We start from the raw sequence: 24920 nt of genomic DNA, 5'->3' as shown, positions 1-24920 counted from the left end.
GGCGCCCGCGGTCTCCGAACGCGTCAGTGCTCGATCGGTCCCTTCGCCGGCACCAGCGCCGTGCCGGCGGTCGTCGGGCGCTCGATCACGCGGCGCACGCGCGGCGGCTCGTCGCCAGAGTGCAGCGCCCGCAAGCGTTCGCCGACCATGGCATCGGCCTGGGTGATACGGCCATTGTGCCTGACATATTCGAGCCAGGTCGGCGTGTGGTAGTGCTCGATCCATATCGTGGGATTTTCGAGATCGCGCGCCAACGTCCAGTTGCGGGCTCCGTCACGGCGGCGGATGCGGCCGCGTTCGGCCATGGTGGCAAGGAATTCCGTCTCGTCCTCGTGCCGGATCACATATTCGATCATGATGGCGATCGGACCGCTGCGCGGCTTCAGGTCGAGCGCCAGGTGCGGTTCCTTGAAGCGATTGAGCGGGTCGAGGTTGAGGATCTGCTGCTGCGGTAGCGGCAGAACGAAGCCGATGGCGCCGCCGGCCAGCATGGCGACGGCAGCCGCGATCAGCGCGGTCTCGGCGCCATGCGCGTCGGCGACGACACCCCAGATCCAGCTGCCCAGCGCGATGCCGCCGAAGGTGGCGGTCTGGTAGACCGACAGAACCCGGCCGACCACCCAGCGCGGGGTCGCCATCTGGACGGTGACGTTGAAATGGGATAGCGCGATCACCCAGCAGGTGCCGCCGATGAGCAGGCCGAGCGAGGTCTGCCAGGCATGCTGGCTGATCGCGGCATTGAAGGCGCAGAGGGCGAAGCCGGCGAAGGCGCAGCGAACCATCGTCTCGCTGGAGAGCAGTTGCCGCAGCCGCACGCTGATCAACGCGCCGCCGACGGCGCCGATGCCGAAGGCGCCCAGCATGACGCCGTAGGTGAGCGCGTCGCCCTTGACGACGTCGCGGGCCACCAGCGGCAGCAGCGCCAGCACCGCGCCGGCGCTGAAGCCGAAGGCGGCCCCCCTGACCAGCACCTTGCCGATGTTGGGCGACATGGCGACGTAACGCAGGCCAGCACCCATGGCCGCCCCCAGCGACTCGCGCGGCAAGGTCGAGACCGGCACCTCCCGCTTCCAGCGCGCCATCACCACGATCAGGCCGATATAGCTGATGGCGTTCGCCGCAAAGGCGGCCGCCGCGCCGGCGGCCGCGACGATGATGCCGCCGATCGCCGGGCCGACGCTGCGCGTCAGGTTGAAGCCCATCGAGTTCAACGCGACGGCGGCGGGCACCTTGTCGCGCGGAACCATGTCGCCGACGGAAGCCTGCCAGGACGGGCTGTTGAGCGCCGTGCCGCTGTCGATCAGGAAAGTGAAGGCCAGAAGCGTCCAGGGCGTGAGCAAGTCGTAGTAGGTGAATACCGTCAGCAGCACCGAGACGACCAGCATGAAGGTCTGCGCGACCAGCATCACCTTGCGGCGGTCGAAACTGTCGGCGATGGCGCCGGCCACGAGCGCGAACAGCATGATCGGCAAGGTGGTCGAGGCCTGGACCAGGGCGACCTGATAGGGCGAGGTGGCGATGGTGGTCATCATCCAGGCGGCGCCGACGCCCTGGATCAGGCCGCCGAAATTGGAGACGAGACTCGCGCCCCAGACCGCGCGGAAGATGCCATGCCGGAATGGCGCCAGCGCCGAGACGCTTTCGCTATCCGGCTTTTCGTCAATCATGGGTGGATTCCTGCCACGGCGTGCTGATCCTTGCGGGGATCGGTTTCCCCGCATGATCTGCCGAAACTATGGCATCGCCGCACAAAGGGCGAATGCCCTTGCAGGGAAGATCATGGTCCAACAAAGGGATAGCGAAGGGCCACGCTTTCACCGCCATCGCAAAACCGCTTTGCCGCCCTGGCGCCCAGCGTGTCGTTTCACCGCGTCTTGGCGACGGCCGCATGCAGTGCTTCGGTCAGATGCCCGGTGGATTGACCGCCGGCATGGAGACGCAGGAAAAGCTCCATTCCTACCAACCGAAGCCGCGAGGCCTGGTCGCGCCTGGCCAGGTCGATGAGGTCCGCTACCGAAGATGCCGGCCACTTCATCGCATCGCGCAGATAGCCGCCATGCAACAGGGTCTCCGTGCCGGCGGTGAAGTTCGCCGATACCTGGAAACCATTCTTCCTGGCCTTCACGTTCTGAAGTGGAATGTGTTTTTCCGCTACCTTCTTCAAAAGCCACTTTCCCTGCTTCTGGCGGAATTTGTGTCGCCGGGGCAGATGGATCGCGAAGTCGATCAGCCGGTTCTCGAGGAACGGCACCCTGAGTTCCACCGAGGCCGCCATGCTCAGCCGGTCATGCCGGTTCAGTAAGTCCTGCAGATGCGAATACATGTCGTGAAGGCAGCATCCCAGAAAGGCGCGGTCGCCAAGCGGCGTGACTGGCTCCAGCCGGTCGAAGATCCTTGCCTGAAGGAAATTCAATTCCGGCGAAAGCGCCCTGAGCACGATGTTGCGATCCCAGGCATGGCCACCTGCGATCGATGTGCGGAAGGGGGCATGACGCTGGCGCTCGAATTTTCGGATCAGGTTGCGCTTCGAAACAAACAGCCGCCTCGGCCAGGACCAGGCCCGCCACACTTTCAGGCTGGCTTCCTGCCAGTCGTAGCCGCCAAACAGTTCGTCGGCGCCTTCACCGGTCAACAGCACCTTGATGCCGTCGGCCCGGCACTGCTCGGCGAGCGCGAGCAGGCAGACATGGCTTGCATGCCAACCATCGCTTTCCAAATGCCAGATGGTCTTCGGCCAGAGGTCGAGGAACCGGTCCTTGTCGACCGGCACCCTGTTCAGCGGCACCTGGGCGTGGCTGGCGGTGCGCTGGGCGTCATTAGCCTCGCTGTGGCCAATGCCGGGATCGACGACATAGGCTGTCATCTCCGGCCTGAACCGTTTGGCCAGCGTGGTGACGAGGCCGGAATCGACGCCGCCGCTGCAAGCGGCGGCAAGGCTGGTATCGGCGATGCAGTGGAGCCCGACGCTGTCCTCGATCAGCGTTTCCAGCGTCGCCATATGGTCGGCGTCGCTGGCCGTGTCGCCGACGATGCGGGCGGCGTCGAGTACATCGAGGACATGCCAGAAACAGTGCTTCTCAATGCCGGCATCGCTGATCTTCCACAGGCCGGCCGGCGGCAGCCGCTCGATGCCCTGGAACAGGCTGGAGCAGGAGTCACGGCTCTGCCAGGCCAGGCGCAAGGTGATCTCGCGCGCATCGACGCTCCGCGCGACGCCGTCGCAGGCGAGGATCGCCTTGTCCTCGGAGGCGAACAGGATCCGCTCATCCATCTCGGCCACCGACATCGGCTTGATGCCGAGACGGTCGCGCGCGAGCCACAGGGCGCCGGCACGGGCGTCGAAATAGGCGATGGCGAACATGCCGTCGAACATCGGGATGGCCTTGTCCGGGCCCCAGTGGTGCAGTGCTTCGAGAACCACCTCGGTATCCGAGACCGTCCGGAACCGTCGGCCTTCGGCTTCCAGCGCGTCCCGCAGCGAGCGATAATTGTAGACCTCGCCATTGTAGACCAGCACGCCTTGGCCACAGGCGGTGAGCATCGGCTCGCGCGCCTGCGCGGACAGATCGATGATCGAGAGCCGCCGGTGACCGAGCGCCAGCCGGCTGTCGTTCCAGCTGGCATGGTCGTCGGGCCCGCGATGGGCCAGCGCCTGCATCATGCGGGCGACGTCGGCTATGTCGCCGCCGCTGATCGGATCGCGCTTGCGCCAAACGCCGGCTATGCCGCACATGGCGTGCCGGCCGGTCCGGCGTGGTCCAGAAATCCGTGAGACGTCATCGAGACAACACCGCTATGCCCGCTTGGTAATTCGCCGGATCATGGAGCGGCACTCTAGCCGCAACGCGGCCGCCCGCAAGCTGCATTCCATCCGGGCGCGAGACTGGACGGAAGGCCGTCGCGCAGTTTTTCTGGACTTGCTCAGAAGCCGTTCTGGATACGCTCGAAGATGACATTGGTGAAGGCCGATATCTGGCCGCCGATGAAGGGACCCGTAAGCGCCACCACCAGCATGATGGCGACGATCTTGGGCACGAAAGTCAAGGTGATTTCCTGGACCTGCGTCAACGCCTGGAGCAAGGCGATGCCGATGCCGACCGCCATGGCGACCATCACCACCGGAGCGGACGCGGTCAGCACCGTCCACACCGCGTACTGGACGATGTCGAGAGCGTCGGCCTCATTCATGTGGGCGGTTGGCCTAGCTCGCCGGCTTGATCGATACGCCCGCGCCGACGGGGACCGTGGTGCCATCCTGCAGCACTGCGATCAATCCGTTGCTGCCAAGCGTGACCGACGCCACCGTGCCGGTGGTTTTGCCGTCGGCCGAGGTGATGTTGCGGCCTATGAGAGCGTCGGCCTGCGACAATGCCGAAGACTGCATGATCTGGTCGAGCTTGGTGTTGGTCTGCACCGACTGCTCGACCTGCGAGAAGGTGGCGAGCTGGGCGACGTACTGCGTCGAATCCATCGGCTTGGTCGGATCCTGGTTCTTCATCTCGGCGATCAGAAGTTTCAGGAACGAATTGTAGTCGACAGCGGTCTTGGCGGTCTGCGTGGTGGTCTGGTTGGTGCCAGCCGGTATCGTCGTCGTCATGTCCACGGTCATCAGTATCGTGCTCCCACGGCCAGCGGGCGCGCGGCGCCCGGAACTTCGTCATTGCCGCCAAGCGCGCGGCGCTCGAGAGGGTAAAGCGCGCGGATCGCCTTCAGGGCCTCGTAGATGTGATCCTCGCCCACCATGCGGTCGATCTGTTTCAGCGCGCCGCCGATCTCGGCGTCCTCGAAACTTGCAATCAGCAGCGGTAGCGAGCGGCGGAACATCTCGCGCGCTTCATCGGCGCCGGCAGGGTTCATCAGCATGACCTGGACGATGAAATAGAGTTGCCGCAACGGCGTCGACGCTTCGTCGGCCTGGATGACATGGTTCTCGAGCAGGAATTGCACGTCGTTCATCAGCTCGATGGTGACCTTGCGATCGACGCGAATGACCGCGCCGTTGATGTAGATCTTTTCGTTGGGCTTCAGCGATATCTTCAGCGTGTTAGTCATTGAATGCCGTCGCGGATGATCTGGGATACTTCGATCAGCCCCTCGAAATTGTCGGTGCGGCCCTGGCGGATGTCCTCGGCCTCGCGCAGCAGCCACAGGCCGATGGAAATCAGGTTGGCACGCAATTCCTTGGGCAGCGCATTGTCGCTGGAGCCAAGATCCTCGACGAAGACCGTCCAGACGCGGTTGGTGAAATGCAGTGCTTCCACGGCCTCCATCGAATCCTGCCCGGCCGCCGCGGCGGCCGACAGCATGTCGATCGAGCGCGTCAGGAGCTCGCGCTCACGGTCCTTGGCGTCCGTGACGGAGGTGCTTTGGACGTCGGCGTAGGAGAATTGGTACATCGTTGGCTCTACCGTTCCGGTTCAGAGTGCTTTCAGGTCAGGTAATTCAACAGGCTGAGCTGCTGCAGGCGCGCCGTCAGAGCGAAGGACGTCTCGATATGCTGCGTCAGATCGGCGACGCGGGTCGCGGCTTCCGCCGGATCCACGGCCTCGAGATCGAGGATGTGGCGCTCGAACAGGTCGACCTGCGTCTTCATGCGGTCGTTGGCGTCGGAGACGCGCTTCTGGACGATGCCGGTTTCGGATTGGACCTGGCCGATGCCGCTCAGCGCCTCGCCGACCAGCAATTGTGAACGGCTGACGATCGTGTCTTTCGCCGCCTGGCTTATGTTGGTGGACATCAGGCTCGAAACCATTGCCGCCGCCATCGCGAGTTTCTTGATACCATCGCTGTTGGCGCTGGTCGAGGTCGCGGTGGTTTCGTTGAGCGCGATGCGGCTGACAATCTGCTGGTCGGTCGCGTTCGACATGTTGGCCTGCCAGCCCGCGCCGAGGAACTGCGGCGTGACATCGTTGGTGATGAAGTCGTCCATCTGGGCGGCGGTGATGTTGGCCGCGGCCGGGTCGGCTGGCGTGAAGCCGAATTTGGCGACGAAGGAAGCGTCGAAGGCGGCCTTGGCCGGGGAGCCGGCCGCCGTGAAATCGTTGATCGGCTTGACGTCGGTGTTGGTGCCGGCGAACAGATATTCGCCGTTGACGCTCGTGTTGAGGATCGAGGCAAGCTGCTGGATCGCGGTCTGGCCGGTCGATTGGGTCAGGCTGTCGGAGTTGTCACCAGACGATGCGGTTGTGAGGCTGGACAGGAAAGTCTGCGCGACATTGGAGAGCTGGCCGAGCGAGGTCTGGGTCGATGAAAGCCGGGCGGCGACCAGCCCGTTGGAATCGATGACCACGTTCAGCCGGTCGAGATCACGCGAGAAGGTGACCGACTGGGCCGTGCGGCCGCCCAGTGCCAGGCCGACATCGGCGACCTTGCCGGTCGAGGATTCCTTGGTGGCTTTGACGAGGTCTGCCTGCATGCGCATCTGCTGGTAGCGCATGGCGTTGGTAAGGGCGGCCGAGGAAACTGAGGTCATGGATTATCCCACCGCGTTCAACAGGGCCGTCATCATATCGTCAACGGTCTTCATCATCCGGGCCGATGCCTGGTATGTGTGTTCGAGATCGAGCATCAGCGACATTTCCTGATCGACATTGACGCCGGTGGCATTGGACAGCGCCTCGGCACTGCGCTGCGCCAGCGCTTCCTTGGCATCCGACGCGGTCGACGCCTGCTGGCGCATGGCCTGGAGCCAGCCGATGGAATTGGCGGCATAGTCGGAAACGCTGGACGTCGCCGAAATCCCGGCGGCGGAATCGAACGTCATTGGCTGGTCGAGTCGGTCGCCATAGGCAACCAGAAGGCTGGAATAGGATGCCCCGCCACCGGTGTTGGCGACATAGGCAACACCGTTGGCGCCGCCGTCGCGCAGCAATGTCGGATTGCCGCCAACGCTGGGGTCCATCGCCGCGTTGATGCTGATCGAACCGGCAAGGCCGTTGACCAGCGTGCCCGCGGCCGGAACGGCCGGCGCGCCGGACCATGTGAACAGGCCGGCGGCGTTGGGCAGCGAAGGCGCGGTCTCGGCAAAGGCCGTGATCAGGCCGCGCGCGGTCTCGTCGAGTTGGCCCTGCATGGTCGAGGCGACGCCGTCGCGCAGTTGCAGCAGGCCGGCAAGCTTGCCGCTGGCGCTGGTGTTGCCGCCGGCACCCGCCGAGACGGGCACGTTGTCGATGTAGACGGTGTTGCCGGCCGCTCCGGCGGCATAGCCGGCCGACGGCGTGAAGCTCACCGTGCGCGGGATGGTCTCGAACAATGTGGTGCCGTCACCCGTGGTGATGACCATGTCATTGTCGCCGCGCGTGAAAGTCGAGATCGGAACATAGTCGGCGATCTTCTTCAGCAGCGCGTCGCGTTGATCGAGCGCGTCGGAAACATCCGTGCCTGAACGGGTTCCGGACATGACGGCCTGGTTGGCATCCTGGAACCGGCCGAGCAGTGAGTTCAGGTCCTTGACCGCGGTGTCGATCTGACCGTCGGTCTGGGTGCGGAAAGCCTGAATGGCCTGGGAGCCTTCGTTCAGGGAGCGCACGACCTGCCTGGCGGCGTCGATGACGGTAGAGCCGAGATTCTGGTTGGACGGCGAGGTGGCGTAGAGCTGCAGCTGCTGCTGCAGATTGGCGATGGCGGTCGAGGGCGAAGACGCATTGTCGACGCCATTGACCGCGACGTCCAGCTGATCCATGCCGCTGAAGAGCGCGTTCTGGCCGCTATAGGCCGACAACGCGCCGAGGTTCTGGCGAAACAGCAGGTCGTTGGTCACGCGCTGGATATCGACCACCCGGGCGCCCGGCGTCGTACTGGAGACGACGGCGATGCGGCGCGCATAGTCCGGATTGGCGGCGTCCGAGACGTTGCGCGTGACAACGCTTGTCTGCCGCGAGGTGGCCAGAAGCGCCGATTGGGCGATACTCAATGCGGAGGAAAGCGACATGCTGGTCTTTCACGGGCGAAGCCCGGTTTATCTCTTCAGGTTGACAAGGACGTCCATCAGGTCGGAACCGGTCTGGAAGACTTTCGAATTGGCGGTGTAGCTGCGCTGTGCCGCGATCATGTCGGTCAATTCCTCGGCGATATCGACGTTGGAATTTTCGAGCGCTCCCGAGATGATCGAACCGGCCTTGCCTTCATTGGCAAAGCCGACACGGATCGCACCGGAATCGGTGCCTTGCGCGTATACGTTGCCGGGCAGCGCCTTGAGCTGGTCGGGGCTCTGCACGTCGGCCAGCGGAATCTTGTAGAGGGGCTTGGAGGTGCCGTCCTTGTACTGGGCGTAGATCGTGCCATCCTTGCTGATCTGGATCTTGTCGATGGTGCTCGGCGCATTGCCGTTGACCTGGGCGTCGGAAACGGTGAATCCGGTCCCGAGCTGGGTCAGCTTCGACAGGTCGAGATCGAGGCTGGCGCCGCCCGGCACGGTGAATGTGACGCCGGTGGGGGTGCCGCTGAGCTTGCCGGTGGTGGTGTCGAAGGTCAGGTTGGCCGAGCCGAGCGCGCCGCCGGCGGCATAGGGGAAACCAGTTCCAGGCGTTGCCTTCGACTGATCGAAGACTGCTACCTCCCAGGTGCCGGCACCGGTATTGGTGAAATAGACGTCGAGCAGCTTCTTGTTGCCGAGGTTGTCATAGGCGACCATCGACGTTTTCTGCGTGTACTGAGCGGTGGCGGCGTTGGCGCTGGGCAGGTTGGCGGCGACGACCGGTGTCGCACCCGCTGGCAGATTGCCGCTGAAAGTACCCGCGGTGCTCGGGGTTGCGGTCAATCCCTGGTCGGAGATGACAACCGGCTCCAGACCTTCGAAGCCGTTCACCGTCGCTGCCGGCGTGCCGTTTGCGTAGCTGTAGGCCATCAACTGGAAGCCCGCGGCATTGACCAGCCTGCCTTGCGCGTCGGGAACGAAGGCGCCGGCGCGGGTCAGGAAAGGCGTGCCGCTCGGATCCTGGACGACAAAGAAGCCGTCGCCGCTGACGGCAAGGTCGGAAACCGAGGTCGTGTATTGCAGCACGCCCGGATCGCTGACCGCCTGGCGGATCGTCGTGGTGACGCCGCCGGAGTTATAGGCACCGCCGGTCGACGGCATGATCAGGGTTGAGAACTCGGCCGAGGACCGCTTGTAGCCGGTGGTGTCGGAGTTCGCGATGTTGTCGGCGGTTGTCGACAGGCGGTTGGCCTGGGCGTTCATGCCGGAAACGCCGGTCCGCATCATTCCGTAGAGGCTCATCGAGATGTCTCCGCAATATCCATGCCACTGGCTTCGAGGCTACGCGTCCTGTCTTGCGCGAGGCTGGCGCGGGACCGCATCAGAACACGAGCCGGTAGCCGAGGAAGCGCTTGGAATCGATCGGGTCGGTCCCCAGCTTCTCGCGCAGCTTCTTGCGCAGTTTGCTGATGTGGCTTTCCACCACGTTCTCCTCGACCTCCTCGTCGAAGATCCCGTAGATGGCGTTGAACACCTGGGTCTTGGTGACGCGGCGGCCGCGGTTGCTCGCCAGATACTCCAGGATACGGCGTTCGCGGCGCGGCAAGGGCAGCGGCTGGCCGTCGATTTCGGGATCGCGGCCGTCCATGAAGATGCGCATGGCGCCGATCTCGGTATAGGCGACGTCCTCGCTGGCGCGGCGGCGGATGGCGGTGATGCGGGCCAGGATTTCTCGGATGTGCACTGGCTTGCGAATGACGTCGTCGACGCCGCTCTCGAACAACCGCAGCGTGTTTTCCAGCGAATGTTGCTCGCTGAGCGCAATGACCGGAGCTCCGGTACGGTCGCGGATCTGGCGTGGCGAGATCGCGCCGTCACGACAGTCGCCGATCAGGAAGGCTCGCACCGACCGCAGATCGGTATCGGCGGCCGAGTTGACCCACTCGCCGAATTCGCCCGGAGCGAAACCGGCGCAGGCGATCCCCTCGCGGTCGAAAAGTGAATTATAGCCCGCTGTTACGAGCTCTCGCTCATCAACGATAACGATCATCGGCCCCGCCTTCCGAATCAGCTCATCTGCCCCGTGGGGAAAGGCGTAACCGCTGGCGGGAATCCTGAACAACCGTCATTTCTTGTAACTAGTTTCTTGGGAGTCTGGAATCGTGTCGGTTGCATTAGCGTGCAGCCAGATATGCTTGCGGCTCCAAGTCTTGACCAAGTCGTGCCGGCAGCTTCGCAGCCAGGGGATTGATGTATTAGAAGCAGAAAATGCGCTTACGGGTTGCAGAAGGTACGAGCGTTCGTCGTCCATTTGCCAAAGCCGGTGGCGACCATGTTGGCGATGACCCTGCAGACATAGACCTTCTGCGCCGGATCGTTGTCGGGACCGGCATGATAGCGGGCGACGGCCATAGACCAGGTCTCGTGGCGGGCATGGAGGCTGGCCAGGAAGCGCGCCGCATAGTCGACATTCTGGCGTGGGTCGAGCATGTCCTCGACGCTGCGGAAATGCGAGGCGTGGTAGTGATGGTTGATCTGCATGCAGCCGAGATCGATCAGCGTCTTGCCCTCGCGCTGGGCGTTGGCGAAGGCGGCAAGCGCTTCGGTCCGGCTTCTCGGGAAGACTGCTTTTCCCTCTATATTCAAGGCGTTAGGTTGGAGGCTGCCCTTGTTGCCGGTTTCCGTCAACCCGACGGCGTAGAGGATGCCGGCGGGCACGCCATAACGGTCGGCGGCACGCAAGATCTCGGGCTCGCAAGGATTGGTGGCGGCGCCGGCGTTGTTGGCGAGGCTAGATAAATATATCGCCGCCAGCGCGCTCGCGAGAAGGCGAAGCGGCGCGGCCGTGTGCTTGCGCTTCATCATGGCTACCCCTTGCGGATTGCTGACCGGACTGCTGGCCGCCGGCTCCACCATTGCCGCCGCCGGGATTTCCGGGCTGGAAGGATGACGGATCGCGGCCGGGCGCCGCGCTCAGGGACGCTGCGGTTTCCGGGCGGGTTGTAGAGAGAACTGCTATCGAGGGTTGCATGATGGTCACCTTATCAACCTCGAAGCCCAGCCCGCGCAGCGACTTGACGATCGCCTCGCTGTCGCTCGAAAGCCGGCGATAGGCATCGTGTGTTTCAGGCTTCAACTCAATCGACAGTTGTTCTCCGGAGAGCCGCAGATGGGCCGTGACCATGCCCAGTTCGGCCGGGTGAAGTTCGATCTTCAACACATGTGTCGGAACGGCAACAGAGCCCGTCAGTTGAGCGCTCGCGGAAGCCGTCGAGAGCGTCTGGCCCGGGCCGCCATCGGCTGAAATCGCGCCGATCACGTTGAGGGCCGCCTGGCTCATCGGTGCCTGCGGCGGCGCGGGGAAGCTGCGCTCGGAAACGACGTCGACGCGTGTCGCCCCCGACAACTGTTTTCCTGGCTCGGATCGCAATGAGGACTGAAGGTCGGCGATGGATTTCAAGTGCGGCGCGGCCTGTTTCGTCTCCACGCCCGGCACCTCCGTTGGCGCCGTCTCGGGCAGCGGGCCGGCCGCGATCATGCTGTCGTGCCTTGGCGCGCTGGCGGCATCGCGGACGAGCTTGCCGTCGAGCTTGGTCAACGGCCCGTCGACGAGCGATACGCGTTCGGATTTGGACATGGATTCGAGATCGCCAAGCCCGGCGGCGGATTTCTGCCGATCCGGCGGAAGCTGTCCATCGATAGCGGCGTCCTGTCCTGTTCCAACCGCGCTCGGGTCGGCCGATTTGGCCGATGTCGAGAAATGGCGCAGGTCATGAAACGCCATCAGCAGGGGCAGATGCTCGTCGAGCGGCGTCGCGCCGGTGTCGGTTGCCAACGCATCGGCATCCTTTTCCGTCGCGGCGTCCTTGCCGTCCTTCGTGTATTTCGCGGTCTGCGATCCGGTCGGCCTTGTCTTGGCGGTAGGCGTCGGCTCGTCCTCGCCCGCCTTTGCCGCAAGTTCCGCGGCAAGCCTGTTCCAACGCGGATCGCGCGAGCTTGCCTCGGACGGTGGCTGCTTTTCCGAATGGGCCGGACTTGCGTTGCCATGCACCATTTTGCCGAATCCGGAATCGTCCATCTTTGCGGACGCGGCCGGCTGCTCGGCCGTGCGCGCGGCGGTAAATCCTGGCTGGGCCGGGCCGAGGCTGGGGGTCATTTTGGGGCGGCTCCAAGCATCTGGTCGATCAGGTCGAGCTGTCGACGGGTTTTCGTCATGGCGGCGTCGGTCGGGTCGGCCGTGTCGGTGCTTGCCGCAGCCGCCGGCGCCGATGCGGGCAGGACGGTTGCCGCCTCGGTTGCGGGTGCCGATGCGCTCGGCGTTGCCGCTGCCGCGTCCAGGGATGGCGCAGCCGCCGGCTGTTCGGAAACGGCACCCTCGACGGGCGGCAAGCCGGCGGCATCGGTGGTCGACGCTGCGGCAGTCTCGGATTCGGGCGATGGGACGGCCGGGGCGAGCGCCGGACTCGGGGTCGGAAGCGAAGCGGGTGGCGCCACCACTTCGCCGGCGATGGCCTGGGCCGCGTCGAGCAAGGCGCGATCGCCGTCCGACAATTTGGCGCGGTCGATCTTGCCCAGTTTGGCGCGCACGTCCTCGATCGTGTCGGAGGTCACGGTGGACAGGCTGGAATAGAGCAGGGCGCGCGGATCGCCCTGATTGGTGTTGCCGTCGCGGCCCTGTTCGGCCCGAGCCGCGGCGAAGGCCGACAAGTCGCTCATGCCGTCGATCGCGGCACGGCGAGCGATGCGCAGATAGATCACCTTCTCACGCTCGGCATCCATCATCGAGGTGATGTCCGCCAGCTTGTCCTGGCTGATCGACATGTGCAGCGCGATGACGCCGGAGACAAAGGAGTCGGCGAACTGGCTGGCGTAAGGCGAATAGAGGTAGCGCTCGACATATTGGGTGGAGGCCCGCGCGAACCGTGCCGCGTCGCCTTGCGTGACGGCGATGCCGACCGAGCGCCGTAGCGCCGCTTCCTCGACCAGCGTGCCGGGGCTGAGCAGCTTGGCCTCATCGAGCAATGTGAGTGCGGCCGCCGGCTGGTCCGTGGCAAGCAGCGACCCTTTGACCAGAGCGAGGAATGCGCCGAGATCGCCGGGCAGAGTCATCGGGTCGATCGGCTTCAAGGCTTCGATCGCCTCGCCGGGCCGGCCGTTCAGATAGTCGATCACACCCTTGGCGATGGCAAGGTTCCGTGGGTCGGAGGCGGCCCGCGACACGGCCGCCTCGACGGTCACCGGATTGCCGCCGCTCATGCCGTAGACGAGGAGCGCGCGAAAATTCCTGGCATCCTTGAAATCCTCGGCGTCCGCCGCGCGCAGCCGCGCATCGGTCATCTCGAGCAGCTTGGCCTGCATCGGCATCGCGGCATGATCGCCGGCCGCGATACGGTCCTGGACGAGCTGCAACGAGCGTACCAGCTGATAAGGCTGCAGCGTGTCCTGGGCGAGGCCCGCCGACGGACAAGCCGTGGCCAGCAGCAACAGGCCCATCAGGCGGCTGGTGAGCGCCGCCCGCTTCATCCGCCGGTCGCCATCAGGATCTCGATGCGGCGGTTGGCCGCCGACAGCGGATCAGCGGCATCCTTGGGCTGGCGATCCGCGAAGCCGGCAACCTCGGTGATGCGGCGTTCATCGACGCCGCCACGCACGAGCATGTAATAGGCGGAGTGTGCGCGCGCCGTCGACAGCCGCCAATTGTCGTAGCTGGCACTGCGGAAGGGACGCGCATCGGTGTGGCCGTTGATGCTGATGGTGCCTTTCTGGCTGTTGACGATCCGGCCGATCTTTTCCATCGCCAGTACCAGCTCGCGGCTCGGCACCGCCGAGCCGACCTCGAACATGCCGAAGTCGAGCTGATCGGTGATGGAGATGACGACACCCTTGTCGGTGGCTTCGACCGAGACACCATCATGCAGCTTGTCGCCGGGCTTGAAGGCATCGGCGAGCTGCTGCTTGACGTTGGCGGCCGCCTTCAGCGCGGCGGCGGTCGGAGCCTTGTCCGTCGCCTCCGATTTCGCGGCCTCCTGTTTCGCGGCGTCCGTGCTCGCCTTGGCCACATCCGCGGCCTTGCCGTCTGCGGCCTTGGTGTTGCCCGCCTTGTGATCGCCAGCCTTGCCGTTGTCGGCCGTGACCATAGTCGTGGCGGCGTCCTTGACCTCTCCTGCCAAGGGCTCGAGCGGTGCATCCTTGACGGGCGGCGCCGGCGGCACGGCCTTGACCTTGGCGGCCTCAGTCTCGGCCTGCTTGTCGCCGGGCTTCAGCGGGTCGCCCTCGATGCTGGGACGCTGGGCGCTCGCCTCGGCGCCGGGCGCGGCGACCTGCTGCGACCAGAAGTCCGGTTCGAAGGGATCGCGGTAGGAAGCGCCGCCGGAGGCGCCGGTCGCCGGGCCGGAATTTTGCGCGCCGCCATCGCCCTTCTGGCTGACATTCTGCATGACGCCGGTATCAGTGGCGATCTCCGAGAGAACCGCATAGGGGTCGGCGAACAGATGCTCGTCGGACTGTAGCGACTGTTGCGGCTCCTGCTTGTCCTGTTTGCGGTTGGATGAACCGGCCGCGCCAATGCCGTCCTGTCCCGCCTTGGTTGTCGCTTCCTGCGCGTCGTCGGCCGTCAGCCCGGCCGTGCGCGGTCCATTGCCGAGATCCTTGAGGCCCTTGCGGCTCGACTCGCGGTCGACCAGCTTGACGGGGTTGAAGTAGCTGGCGACGGCCGTCTTGGTCTGTTCGTTGGCGGCATTGATCAGCCACATGACAAGGAAGAAGCACATCATCGCGGTCATGAAGTCGGCGAAGGCGATCTTCCAGACGCCGCCGTGATGACCCTCGTCGTGGTCGTCATGGCCGCGCCGCACGATGATGATCTCGTGCCTGCCATGATCGGCTTCGGCGGCGCTCATGACAGGACCTCGGACAGGGTTGCCGACCATTCGGCCATACGCGTCTCGAACACGGCCTCATCGATGGTGACGGTCAGGTCGAAGCCGGGCGCCTCGATGAAGTCGAGATTTGCGGCGCGGGACCCAAGCGAGGCCTTCAGCGTTTCGAACAAAGAGAGCGGCCCGCGGACGGCGATGCGCACCGCCTCGCCATCTCCCACGGTTTCGCGGATCGCGCTGGCGAGCGCTTCAAGCGAGCGCTGGCGCAGATCCTCGCTGACAACGCCGCCGATGATGCGGGCGACGGTGGCGGCGACAAGATCCGTCACGCGCGCCTCCATGGCGTCGATGCACGACGAGACCGCCTTGCCGACATCGCCGCCAAAACTGTCGAGAAAAGCCTTCGCCTCCTCGGCGTTTGCCTGGCGTTCCGCTTCCAGCGCCGCTTCATGGGCCGCGGCAAGCCGTTCGCCAAGTGCTGCCTCCGCCTGGGCGACCGCTTCGGCGATCAGCGTGCCGATATCGGCAGGCGGTGCCGCCGCCTCGGGCTTTTGCTCGGCGGGCTGCGGCTGGCTGGCACGTTGCGCGCGTGTGCCGAAATCCGGGAGGAGATCGAAGAGGGCTGCGGAGGGCATGGTTTACGCCGCGACTTCCTGGGCCGCCCATTTGCGCAGGATCTGCGCGGTGCGTTCCTCGTTGATGTCGACCATGCGGGCAAGCCGTTCCTGCGGCGCCGGCCTGATCTTCTGCCGCAAATCGTCGAGCGGTGTGGCGCCGGCTCGCGTGCCGGGCAAGGCGCCGATGGCGGCGCCCGCATCGGCGGAGGCGGCTGCCTCCGGCGTGGGCAACGATCGCTGCACTTCATCGAAATTGGGCCCTGCCAAGGCGGGCGTCGCCTTGGCCGTCAGCGCGGCCGCCATCGGCCGCAAGCCGAAGAAGGCGACCAGGAACACCACGACGATGAAGGCGCCGGCATTGATCAGCGTGCCGGCATGCTGGCCGATGGAATCCAGCATTCCGGCCTGCGGGATCGCCTCTCCGTCCAGCCCGTCGATGAACTCCACCGCCGAGACGTCGATGACGTCGCCGCGCTTGTCGTCGAAGCCCGTGGCGGAGCTCACCATTTTCTGGATTTCGGCGACGCGTTTGGCGATCTGTTCGGGCGTCGCATCCTTGCCCAGGATCGTCTTCAGCCGGTCCTGGTTGACGACGACGGCGATCGACATCTTGGTGACGGTATAGCCGTTGGAGACAGTGGCGATCTTCTTGGAGTTGATCTCGTAATTGGTGATCTCCTCCTTGCGGTCGTTCGCCGAGGAAGTCTGCGGACCTTCGGTGCTGGTCGCCTGGGTCTCCGGCAGGTTCTGTTCGACGCTGGCCGGGGTGGAGGCCTGTTTCTGGTTGCTATTCTCGTTGGCGCGCACCGACTGCACCGAGCGTTCGACGCGCGACTCCGGATCGAAGATCGTCTCCTCGGTCTGACGGGTATCGGTGTTGACGTCGGCCTTGACGCTGGCGCGGAAATTGTCCGGGCCGAGATAGGGCGTCAGCGCGCGGCGGATGTTGTCGCCGATCTGCGCCTCCACCGTCTGCTCGACGCCGAGCGTGCGGGCGGCGCTGGTGTTGGAGGGATCATCGCCCGCGGCCAAAAGGTTGCCGTTGGAATCGAGCACCGTCACCTTGTCGGCCGACAGGCCGGGGACGGCGGCGGCGACGAGGTGGCGGATCGACATTGCGCTCTTCTCCGCGTCGATGCCGGCATAGCGGATGACGACCGAGGCGGAGGGCTGCTGTTCGTCGCGGCGGAAATTGGCGCGCTCGGACATGACGATGTGGACGCGTGCCGCCTTGATGCCTGATATGGACTGGATGGTGCGGGCGATCTCGCCCTCGAGCGCGCGCACCCGGGTGATCTGCTGCATAAAGGAGGTGAGACCCATCGCGCCGACATTGTCGAACAGTTCGTAGCCGGCATTGGCGCTGGTCGGCAGGCCCTTTTCGGCAAGCAGCATGCGCGCCTGCGCCGTGGTGCCTGCCGGCACCAGCACGGAGGTTCCGTCGGCGCCGACGTCGAAGCCGATACCGGCCTCGCCCAGCACAAGGCCGATCTGGTTCACGTCGGAGCGGTCGAGCCCGACATAGAGCGTGTCGTAGGCCGGGCGGTTGAGGTAGACCGAGGCAATGCCGATGACGCCCATCACCAGGACAGCGATGCCCGCCAGCATGGCCAGGCGCCTGACGCCAAAGCCGCGAAGATTCGAGATGATGCTCTGGATCTGTTCCGGCACGGTTGAGCGACTCCCAGCATGACTTGTCCGCCGGAACACTAGCCCTCGAAGCTTGTGCGAAAATGAAATCGGGCCGCGCTTGCGGCGCGGCCCGGAATTGCAAGTAGAACTATCCGTCAGCTAGGCCGGACTAGCCGTTCTTGAACAGCGACAGGATCGACTGCGAGGAGCTGTTGGCGATCGACAGCGACTGGATGCCGAGCTGCTGCTGAACCTGCAGCGCCTGGAGGCGGGTCGATTCCTTGTTCATGTCGGCATCGACGAGCTGGCCGACGCCGCGGTCGATGGAGTCCATCAGGCTCTGCGTGAAGGTCTTCTGCAGATCGATGCTGCTTTTGGCCGAACCGAGGATTGTGGCGGAGTCGGTCAGCTGGCTCATGACCTTGTCGATCTTGCCGACCATCTGGGTAATGATGTCGTCGGTCACGCCGGCCGCCGTGATGTCGAGATTGAAGGCCGAGACGTTGTCGATCTTGGTGGCGGTGCTCGCCGCGGCCGCGGTCTGGCCGGCGGTGTTGGCGGCGATGTCCGTGGCGCCGCCGGCGAGTGCTGTCGAATAGGCGTTGTCGTACAGGCTCTGGGCGGCGGCCGTGGAGTAGACCGAGGTCTGACGGTCGAGCGTGCCCTGGTTCTTGACGGCGGTGGAGAGACCGGAATCGAACAGCTTGGTGCTCTCGACATCGATGTCGATCGTGCCGAGCGAGATGGCGCCAGACGAGGAGCGATTGAACGATGAGACGATCTTGGCGTCGGCCTGGACGCCATCGTTGGCAGCGCTGACCTGGGTTGATGTCACAGAGAGGTAATTCGAACCCGAAAAGGTCGCGGCATCGGCAAATGACTTCATCTGCGCCTGAAGGGCCGTGATCTCGGTCTGCGTCTTCGCCTTGTTGGCAGCAGTCTGGCCAATGGTCGAAAGCAGCTTGGTCTTGATCTTGCCAATCGTATCCAGCGCATTGTTCATGCCGGTGTAGGCGGTGTCGACCTTCGAGGCGCCGAGGCCAAGCGCGTCCTGCACCGTCGAGAGCGCCTGGTTGTCGGAGCGCATCGTCGTGGCGATCGACCAGTAGGCGGCGTTGTCGGAGGCCTCGGAGACCCTGTAGCCCGTCGAGATTCGGGACTGCGTCTGCTCGAGCGATTTGTTGGTGGCGTTAAGGCTTTGAAGTGCGGTCAACGCAGCCGCGTTCGTCATGATGCTCGCCAAGAAACTCGCTCCTTTTTCAGGCCGGTCTTTCTCAAAACCGGCGTTGCCCTCGCGAGCCGCTCGACCCGCCCGTGGATTGCCGCCGCCCCGATGGCCGATTCGGCAAACCGTTGTAAGTCATTGGTTAACCATGACTAGCGCGTTATGGTTAACGGCTTGTTAAAAGCCAGCTTTCGAGGGTTAAGAAACGAGGGTTGCGCGGGGCTGGAGCAAACGCAAAACGGGCCGCGCTTTTGGCGCGGCCCGTTTGCCTGTTTTGGTCGGTCGAAAGGGATCAGCCGCGGAAGAGCGACAGGATCGACTGCGACGAGCCGTTGGCGATCGACAGTGCCTGGACGCCGAGCTGCTGCTGAACCTGCAGGGCCTGGAGGCGGGTCGATTCCTTGTTCATGTCGGCGTCGACGAGCTGGCCGACACCGCGATCGATGGAGTCCATCAGGCTCGAGGTGAAGGTCTTCTGCAGGTCGATCGAGCTCTTGGCGGCGCCGAGCTTGGTCGCGGCGTTGGTCATGCCCTTCAGCGCGGCGTCGACGACGTTCATCATCGCCTGGATCTGGGTATCGCTCGCAGCCGTGGTGCCCGAGAAGATCTTCAGGCTGGCGACCGAATAGGTGTCGGTAGCCGCCGCAGCGGCGCCCAGGGTCGGGTTCGAGGCCGCGGCCGCGACGCTGCCGTCGGTGCCGAGGCGGTCGGCGTCGAGGATACCCTTCGACACGCCCGTAGCGGTGCCGGCTTCATACAGCTTGATGCTTTCCACGTTGACGTCGATCGTAGAGATCGAAACCGCGCCGGTGGCGCTGCGGTTGAAGGCCGAAACGATCTTGACGTCGGCCGCGGTCGTGGCGGTCGCGCCGCTGTTGACCGACAGCATGTTGGTGCCGGAGAAGGTGGCGCCGTCGGCATAGGCCTTCAACTGGTTCTGAAGAGCGGCGATTTCGACCTGGGTCTTTTCCTTGGAGGCGTCCGTCTGGCCGTAGGATGCGGTCAGCTTCTGCTGGATCTGGTTGATGGTCGTGATCGCGCTGTCCATGCCGGTGTAGGCGGTGTCGACCTTCGAGGCGCCGAGGCCGAGCGCGTCCGAAACGGTGGACATGGCCGAGTTGTCGGAACGCATCGTGGTGGCGATCGACCAGTAGGCGGCGTTGTCCGAAGCCTGGGAGACGCGGTAACCCGTCGAGATGCGGGCCTGGGTGGTGTCGAGGTTCTTCTGGGTGGCGTTCAAGCTCTGCAGAGCGGTCAACGCCGAAGCGTTGGTCATGATACTGGCCATGGCTACTCGTACCTTGTTTTACAGGGTGTTTTTTGCATACCGGTGTGTCCGGTATGACGGAGCGGCATCATGCCAATGACCGTTGCGTTTGGGTCACCCGCCATCTGCGAGCGACTATGGCGGCGAGTCCCTACCAAAGGACTAAACCGGACGGTTAATCGAAAATAATTCGGAGAAAATTCGATGACGCGACGCGCCGTCCGGTTCCTCGGGCAGGCGGCTTACCATGCCGGGCGCGGAGGATCAGGTGAAAGAGCGCACCAGGCTGCCGACGAGCAGGTTCCAGCCGTCGATCAGGACGAAGAACAGGATCTTGAACGGCAACGACACGACCGTGGGCGGCAGCATCATCATGCCCATCGCCATGGTGATGGTCGCCACGATCAGGTCGATGACCAGGAATGGCAGCACGATCAGGAAGCCGATCTCGAAGCCGCGGCGGATTTCGGAGATCATGAAGGCCGGGACCAGGATGCGCAGGTCGACCGTCTCCTTGGCAACGGTCTGGCCGCGTTCGCGCGCGAGGTCGGCGAAGAGGTCGAAATCCTTGTCGCGCACATTGTGCAGCATGAAGGTGCGGAACGGATCGGAAATCTTCTCGAAGGCCTCGGTCTGGCTGATCTGGTTGTCCATCAACGGCTTGACGCCGGTGTTCCACGCCTGATCGAAGGTCGGCGCCATGACATAGAAGGTCATGAACAGCGACAGCGAAATGAGGATGAGGTTCGCCGGCGTCGATTGCAGGCCGATGCCGGCACGCAGGATCGAGAAGGCGATGACGAAGCGGGTGAAGCTGGTCACCATGATCAGCAGCCCCGGCGCCACCGACAAGACGGTAAGCAGGCCGAACATCTGGATGATGTAACCGACGGTGGCGCCATCGGCCTTGCCGATGCCGCCAAGGTCCAGTTGCTGGGCCGCCGCGACGGAGGTGGCGGCACCGATCAGTGCCGCGGCAAGGAGGAATTTTCTCATTCGAGCAGCAATGTCCTAACGAGAACCTGTTTGACGTGCCCCTGACTGCGGATCGAGGCGCGTTCGTCGAGATCGGCCTTCAGGTGCTGGAAGCCGCTGGCGCCTTCGATCTGGTGCATCTTGAGGGTGCGCACGAAGGCCAGAAGATCCTGCTGGATATCCTCCGCCATCGCCGGCGGCTGTGGAACGTCATAGACCACGGACACTTCCATCCTGATCCAGGTGTCCGCGGGCGAGGCGATGTTGGTGGTGATCGGCGCCAGTGCGACGAGCGTCGGCCCGGTGCCAGGCTGTTTTTCGGCTTCAGGCTGGGGGACCTTGCCCTCATTTTCAGGCGCAACGGGCACCGATGATGGTGCGCCGACGCCCTTGAGGTAACCGCCCGACATCCAGCCCATGCCGATGGCGGCCACGGTAACCATGGCCAGCATGGCACCCTGGACGGCAAGGGAAGGACCCTTGCGAGGCTGAACCTGTTCGACATTGGCCACGGTGCTGCGCTCTCCAATCCCCCAGAAGGCCAAAAACTAGAACGGAAGAACCTGATCGAGGACCTGCTGGCCATATGCCGGCTGCTGGACCTCGCTGACGCGGCCACGGCCGCCATAGGAGATGCGTGCCTCGGCGATGCGTTCATAAGAGATGGTGTTCTCCGCGCCGATATCGGACGGGCGCACCATACCGGCGATGGTGAGCACCCTGAGCTCGTAGTTGACGCGCACTTCCTGTGAACCCCTGATCATCAAATTGCCGTTGGGCAGGACCTCGGTGACCACGGCCGCGACATTGAGCTCCAGGTTTTCGGAGCGCTTGATTTCGCCGTCGGCGTTGGTTTCGGTGCTGGAGCTCAAGCCGGCGTCGCCTTTGCCGCTCGTGCTGTTGCCTTCCCATCCGAGCGTGACGTCATAGCCCAGCTTGCGCGCGGCGGTGCGGCTCCGGTCGTTCTGGTTCTTGAAGTTGGCCTTGTCGTTGAGCTTGATCCTGACGGTCAGGATGTCGCCTTCGCGCAGGGCCCTCGGATCGGTGAACAGCCGGCTCTGGCGGTCGTCCCATAGCGAGAACTTCTTGACCGGGGTGGCGGGCGGCTGGGGATAGCTGTAGGGCGCTACCCCGTCGCTGCCGATGCCGGACCCGACCGGCGACAGCGCCGGTTCCCTGCCGATCTCCTTGAAGTTGGTGCCGCAGCCGGACAAGGCTGCCGCCGCGCACAGGATGAGCATTCTGCGGATCATGACGGATCTACCCTTCGGGCTGCGCTGGCCATGATGCCGGTGAGCGTCGCCGCCGCCTTCTGGTCCATTTCGTTGAGGATGACGCCGGCCTTGCGTGAATCGAGCTTCATCAGGATGGCAGCGGCCAGGTCGGCGTTGACGATCGCCAGGCGTTCGGCCGCCGCGTCAGGCTTCATGCCGGCATAGATCTTGACGACGCTGTCCTCCGCCCGCGCCAGAAACACCTCGCGCCGCTTCAGCCAGCTTTCATATTCGGCCTTCTTTGCATCGAGGGCCTTCATGCGCTCGTCGATGCCGGCCTGGAGCTGTTTCAGCTCTTCCGCCTGCAAGGCATAGCGGCGGTCGCGCGCGGCGTCGGCGATGTTGGAGCAGAAGCGCTCGATCTCGCTCTGGTCCGGCGCTTTCTCCCGCGTCAATTGCAGCGGCGCCACAGCGGGCTGCGCTCCGGGCAGAACCTGGCGGACGGTGTCGTCCGCGCGCGCGCTGCCGAGAGCGGCCAAGGCCATCAGCGCGACCGCAAACAGGATGGCACCGGAGCGGTGTCTTGCACGGGACGGGGGGGAGGAGATCATCGGCATGGCTATTGGAGAACCAGGTCGGCTTGCAGGGCGCCGGCCGACTTGATCCCTTGCAGGATGGCAATGATGCCGTCCGGCTTGACGCCGAGACGATTGAGGCCGGAAACGAGGGTTTGTAGGTCGGGTCCGTCGAGCACGGCGACGCGGGCGTTGGGCCGGCTGGCATCGATGGCGGTGAACGGTTCGACGGCGGTTTCGCCCTTGGAGAAGGGTTCGGGCTGCACGACGCGCGGCGCTTCCGTGATGCGCACCGTGAGCGTGCCGTGGCTGATGGCGACACGCGAGATCTTGACGTCGTTGCCGATGACGATGGTGCCGGTGCGCTCATCGATGACGACGCGGGCCGGCGTGTCGGATTCGACCACCAGATTCTCGATCTCGGCATAGAAGCGGGCCGCCGAGACGCTCTTCGGCCGCCTGATCTGCACCGTGCGGGAATCGCGCTCGGCCGCCACGCGCATGCCGAAGCGCTGGGCGGTATAATCATTGATCGCGTCGGCGATGCGGATGGCGGTCGAAAAATCGGGATTGCGCAATTGCAGCGTCAGAGTCGACTGGTCGTCGAACTCGGCCTTCACCTGCCGCTCGACGATGGCGCCGTTCGGCACCCGTCCGGCGGTCGGCACGCCTTGCGTCAGCTGCTCGGCCTGGCCCTGCGCGGTGAAACCGGAAACGATGACCGCGCCCTGGCCGACGGCGTAGATCTCGCCGTCCGCCGCCTTCAGGGGCGTCATGATCAGCGTGCCGCCGGCAAGCGAGGTGGCGTCGCCCATGGAGGAGACGTCGATGTCGATGCGGGCGCCCGACTGCACATAGGGCGGCATGTTGGCGGTGACGATGACGGCGGCGACGTTCTTGGCGCGCGCGCTGCCGCCTTCGGTGGCGATGCCGAGATTTTCGAGCATGGCGCGGATCGACTGTTCGGTGAACGGCGAGTTGCGCAGGCTGTCGCCGGATCCGGCGAGCCCGATGACGAGGCCGTAGCCGACGAGCTGGTTGTCGCGCGAACTCTGGAGTTGCGCGATGTCCTTGATGCGCGAGGCGACCTGGCCCGGCGGCAGTTGGCTCGGCCCGGGCGAAACGCGGAACATGCGCGTGGTGGTGGCCGGATCATATTCCGGATCGTTGTAGACACCGCCATTCCTGGCGGCGAGTTCGCGCTTGGCCTTTGGCGTCAGGCCGTCGGCCAGCGCCGGCTGCAGGCCAAGCGCCGCCGCGAGCAGAAGGGCAAACGGCCGCATCATGAAGCGCCGACCTGGACGGTGCCGTCGGCCATCACCGTGCCGGAGAGGATCTTGCCGCTGTCGCTGTTGCGAACCTTGATGAAGTCGCCGGCCGAACCCGGCTGCAAGGTCACGGCCGTGGCCGTGATCGTCAGCCCGCCGGCCGCGAAGAAGACCTGGACGGCGGCACCCTGCTCGACAAGCCAGGCCTCGCGGATGGCGGCGGACGGGATGTAGCGACCGGGCAGCAGCGTGCGCTTGGCGATCTTGCCCTGGAGTTCCTCGGAACGGGTCGCCACCGCATCGGGTTTGTGTTTGCCGGCGATGAGGGTGACCTGTTTCAGGGCGGCGAGTTCGATGGTCTCGCCGGGATAGATAACGCGGTTGGGGATCAGCACGACCTCGCCGGCAGGCTGGCTGCTGGCGATCTGGGTGGCAGACTGCCCTGCCGATTGGCTTGCCGAATCCTGGGCGAAAGCCGGCATGCCGCCGCCCACCAGCGCAAGGACCAGCGCGGCGCGGCGGAATGCGGAGCAGGATATCGGCATGGCCATCATCCGTTACCTGATGTTCTTGGAGACGACGGAGGCCATGTCGTCGGCGGCCTGGATGACCTTCGAATTCATCTCATAGGCGCGCTGCGCCGAGATCAGCTCGGTGATTTCCTTGACGGGGTCGACGTTGGAGGCTTCGAGATAGCCTTGCTGGATGGTGGCGAAGCCGGGATCGCCGGGCACGCCGACATTGGCCGGACCCGAAGCCGTCGTTTCCTGGAAGAGATTGTCGCCCAGCGGCGCCAGGCCCGCCTCGTTGGCGAAGTTGACGATCTGGAGCTGACCGAGGTTCTGCAGGTCGGTCTGACCGTCGATGCGGGCAAAGACCTGGCCGGTCTTGTTGACGATGACCTCGACGGCGTCGACCGGCACGGTGATGGCCGGAATGACGCTGGCGCCGTCGACCGTCACCAGCTGGCCGGTGGCGTTGGTGTTGAAGGCGCCGGCGCGCGTGTAGAGCGTGCCGCCATCGGCGCCCTCGATCTGGAACCAGCCCCTGCCGGTGAGCGCCATGTCAAAACTGTTGCCGGTGCTGGTCAGTTCGCCCTGTGTGTGGACGTTGCGCACGGCGGTGGTCTTGACGCCGAGACCGATCGAAACGCCTTCCGGCACCAGCGAGGCGTTGGAGCGGTTGGGCACGCCTTGCGTGCGGTCGACCTGGTAGAGCAGGTCGGAGAATTCGGCACGCGCCCGCTTGTAGCCCGTGGTGTTGATGTTGGCGATGTTGTTGGCGATGACTTCCAGATTTGTCTGCTGGGCGTTCATGCCGGTGGCGGCGATGGCGAGTGCTTTCATGGCCTGCT

The 24920-nt window shown here is 64.7% G+C and carries 25 protein-coding genes; all 25 read right to left on the bottom strand.

The features are described from left to right. Positions 1-23 precede the first annotated feature (23 nt). The 25 genes from LB564_RS15795 to flgG all read right to left on the bottom strand — a co-directional run bounded on the left by LB564_RS15795 (position 24) and on the right by flgG (position 24912). On the bottom strand, positions 24-1667 hold the full coding sequence (locus LB564_RS15795; RefSeq protein WP_224539047.1) for an MFS transporter: 1644 nt from the start codon (positions 1665-1667) through the stop codon (positions 24-26). 197 nt (positions 1668-1864) lie between these two features. After that, positions 1865-3733 (bottom strand): asparagine synthase (glutamine-hydrolyzing), encoded by a 1869-nt coding sequence (asnB, locus tag LB564_RS15790; RefSeq protein ID WP_224539045.1) that lies wholly within the window; start codon positions 3731-3733, stop codon positions 1865-1867. A gap of 188 nt (positions 3734-3921) precedes the next feature. Further along, a complete protein-coding gene (gene fliQ, locus LB564_RS15785) occupies positions 3922-4188 on the bottom strand; it encodes a flagellar biosynthesis protein FliQ (protein ID WP_224539043.1) in 267 nt (88 codons plus the stop codon). Positions 4189-4201: 13 nt separating this feature from the next. After that, a complete protein-coding gene (gene flgD / locus LB564_RS15780) occupies positions 4202-4609 on the bottom strand; it encodes a flagellar hook assembly protein FlgD (RefSeq protein WP_224539042.1) in 408 nt (135 codons plus the stop codon). Next, complete coding sequence (gene flbT, locus LB564_RS15775; protein WP_224539039.1) at positions 4609-5052, bottom strand: flagellar biosynthesis repressor FlbT; 444 nt, start codon at positions 5050-5052, stop codon at positions 4609-4611. Before flbT ends, flgD begins: the two co-directional genes overlap by 1 nt. Next, on the bottom strand, positions 5049-5396 hold the full coding sequence (gene flaF / locus LB564_RS15770; RefSeq protein WP_140704481.1) for a flagellar biosynthesis regulator FlaF: 348 nt from the start codon (positions 5394-5396) through the stop codon (positions 5049-5051). The genes flbT and flaF overlap by 4 nt, the downstream gene beginning before the upstream one ends. A gap of 32 nt (positions 5397-5428) precedes the next feature. After that, entirely contained in the window at positions 5429-6472 is a 1044-nt protein-coding gene (locus tag LB564_RS15765) for a flagellar hook-associated family protein (protein WP_224539037.1), read from the bottom strand. Between the two features lie 3 nt (positions 6473-6475). Further along, complete coding sequence (gene flgK, locus LB564_RS15760; RefSeq protein ID WP_224539036.1) at positions 6476-7930, bottom strand: flagellar hook-associated protein FlgK; 1455 nt, start codon at positions 7928-7930, stop codon at positions 6476-6478. A 27-nt stretch (positions 7931-7957) separates the two neighbouring features. Next, entirely contained in the window at positions 7958-9217 is a 1260-nt protein-coding gene (locus tag LB564_RS15755) for a flagellar hook protein FlgE (RefSeq protein WP_224539033.1), read from the bottom strand. Between the two features lie 79 nt (positions 9218-9296). Further along, a complete protein-coding gene (locus LB564_RS15750; protein WP_140704489.1) occupies positions 9297-9965 on the bottom strand; it encodes a response regulator transcription factor in 669 nt (222 codons plus the stop codon). A 224-nt stretch (positions 9966-10189) separates the two neighbouring features. Then, a complete protein-coding gene (locus LB564_RS15745) occupies positions 10190-10777 on the bottom strand; it encodes a transglycosylase SLT domain-containing protein (protein WP_224539229.1) in 588 nt (195 codons plus the stop codon). Continuing rightward, positions 10707-12071, bottom strand: a complete 1365-nt coding sequence (locus tag LB564_RS15740; protein ID WP_224539031.1) for a flagellar hook-length control protein FliK — start codon at positions 12069-12071, stop codon at positions 10707-10709. The genes LB564_RS15745 and LB564_RS15740 overlap by 71 nt, the downstream gene beginning before the upstream one ends. Then, entirely contained in the window at positions 12068-13438 is a 1371-nt protein-coding gene (locus LB564_RS15735; RefSeq protein ID WP_224539028.1) for a chemotaxis protein MotC, read from the bottom strand. The genes LB564_RS15740 and LB564_RS15735 overlap by 4 nt, the downstream gene beginning before the upstream one ends. Further along, a complete protein-coding gene (locus LB564_RS15730) occupies positions 13435-14814 on the bottom strand; it encodes a MotB family protein (RefSeq protein ID WP_224539027.1) in 1380 nt (459 codons plus the stop codon). The genes LB564_RS15735 and LB564_RS15730 overlap by 4 nt, the downstream gene beginning before the upstream one ends. Beyond that, the gene (locus LB564_RS15725) at positions 14811-15428 is read right to left on the bottom strand and encodes a hypothetical protein (protein ID WP_224539024.1); all 618 of its coding nucleotides are present in this window, start codon (positions 15426-15428) and stop codon (positions 14811-14813) included. The genes LB564_RS15730 and LB564_RS15725 overlap by 4 nt, the downstream gene beginning before the upstream one ends. Positions 15429-15431: 3 nt before the next feature. Further along, positions 15432-17081, bottom strand: a complete 1650-nt coding sequence (gene fliF, locus LB564_RS15720; RefSeq protein ID WP_140704499.1) for a flagellar basal-body MS-ring/collar protein FliF — start codon at positions 17079-17081, stop codon at positions 15432-15434. Between the two features lie 130 nt (positions 17082-17211). Further along, complete coding sequence (locus tag LB564_RS15715) at positions 17212-18285, bottom strand: flagellin (protein WP_140704501.1); 1074 nt, start codon at positions 18283-18285, stop codon at positions 17212-17214. 274 nt (positions 18286-18559) lie between these two features. Next, entirely contained in the window at positions 18560-19555 is a 996-nt protein-coding gene (locus tag LB564_RS15710; RefSeq protein ID WP_140704503.1) for a flagellin, read from the bottom strand. A gap of 243 nt (positions 19556-19798) precedes the next feature. Continuing rightward, complete coding sequence (fliP, locus tag LB564_RS15705) at positions 19799-20530, bottom strand: flagellar type III secretion system pore protein FliP (protein WP_023770451.1); 732 nt, start codon at positions 20528-20530, stop codon at positions 19799-19801. Beyond that, positions 20527-21021: a flagellar basal body-associated FliL family protein gene (locus LB564_RS15700; protein WP_140704505.1), complete on the bottom strand. Its 495-nt coding sequence runs from the start codon at positions 21019-21021 to the stop codon at positions 20527-20529. The genes fliP and LB564_RS15700 overlap by 4 nt, the downstream gene beginning before the upstream one ends. A 36-nt stretch (positions 21022-21057) precedes the next feature. Next, positions 21058-21762, bottom strand: a complete 705-nt coding sequence (flgH, locus tag LB564_RS15695) for a flagellar basal body L-ring protein FlgH (RefSeq protein WP_140704507.1) — start codon at positions 21760-21762, stop codon at positions 21058-21060. Next, positions 21759-22340 carry a MotE family protein gene (locus tag LB564_RS15690; RefSeq protein WP_140704509.1) on the bottom strand — a complete coding sequence of 194 codons (582 nt, stop codon included), beginning with the start codon at positions 22338-22340 and terminating at the stop codon, positions 21759-21761. Before LB564_RS15690 ends, flgH begins: the two co-directional genes overlap by 4 nt. A 2-nt stretch (positions 22341-22342) precedes the next feature. Continuing rightward, positions 22343-23584 (bottom strand): flagellar basal body P-ring protein FlgI, encoded by a 1242-nt coding sequence (locus tag LB564_RS15685; RefSeq protein WP_140704511.1) that lies wholly within the window; start codon positions 23582-23584, stop codon positions 22343-22345. Then, positions 23581-24117 (bottom strand): flagellar basal body P-ring formation chaperone FlgA, encoded by a 537-nt coding sequence (flgA, locus tag LB564_RS15680; RefSeq protein ID WP_224539022.1) that lies wholly within the window; start codon positions 24115-24117, stop codon positions 23581-23583. The genes LB564_RS15685 and flgA overlap by 4 nt, the downstream gene beginning before the upstream one ends. A 6-nt stretch (positions 24118-24123) precedes the next feature. Further along, a complete protein-coding gene (gene flgG, locus LB564_RS15675) occupies positions 24124-24912 on the bottom strand; it encodes a flagellar basal-body rod protein FlgG (protein WP_140704515.1) in 789 nt (262 codons plus the stop codon). Positions 24913-24920: the final 8 nt, after the last annotated feature.

Source organism: Mesorhizobium sp. ES1-6 (assembly GCF_020164775.1).
GTDB lineage: Bacteria > Pseudomonadota > Alphaproteobacteria > Rhizobiales > Rhizobiaceae > Mesorhizobium.
This window is presented reverse-complemented; position numbering and strand designations above follow the sequence as displayed.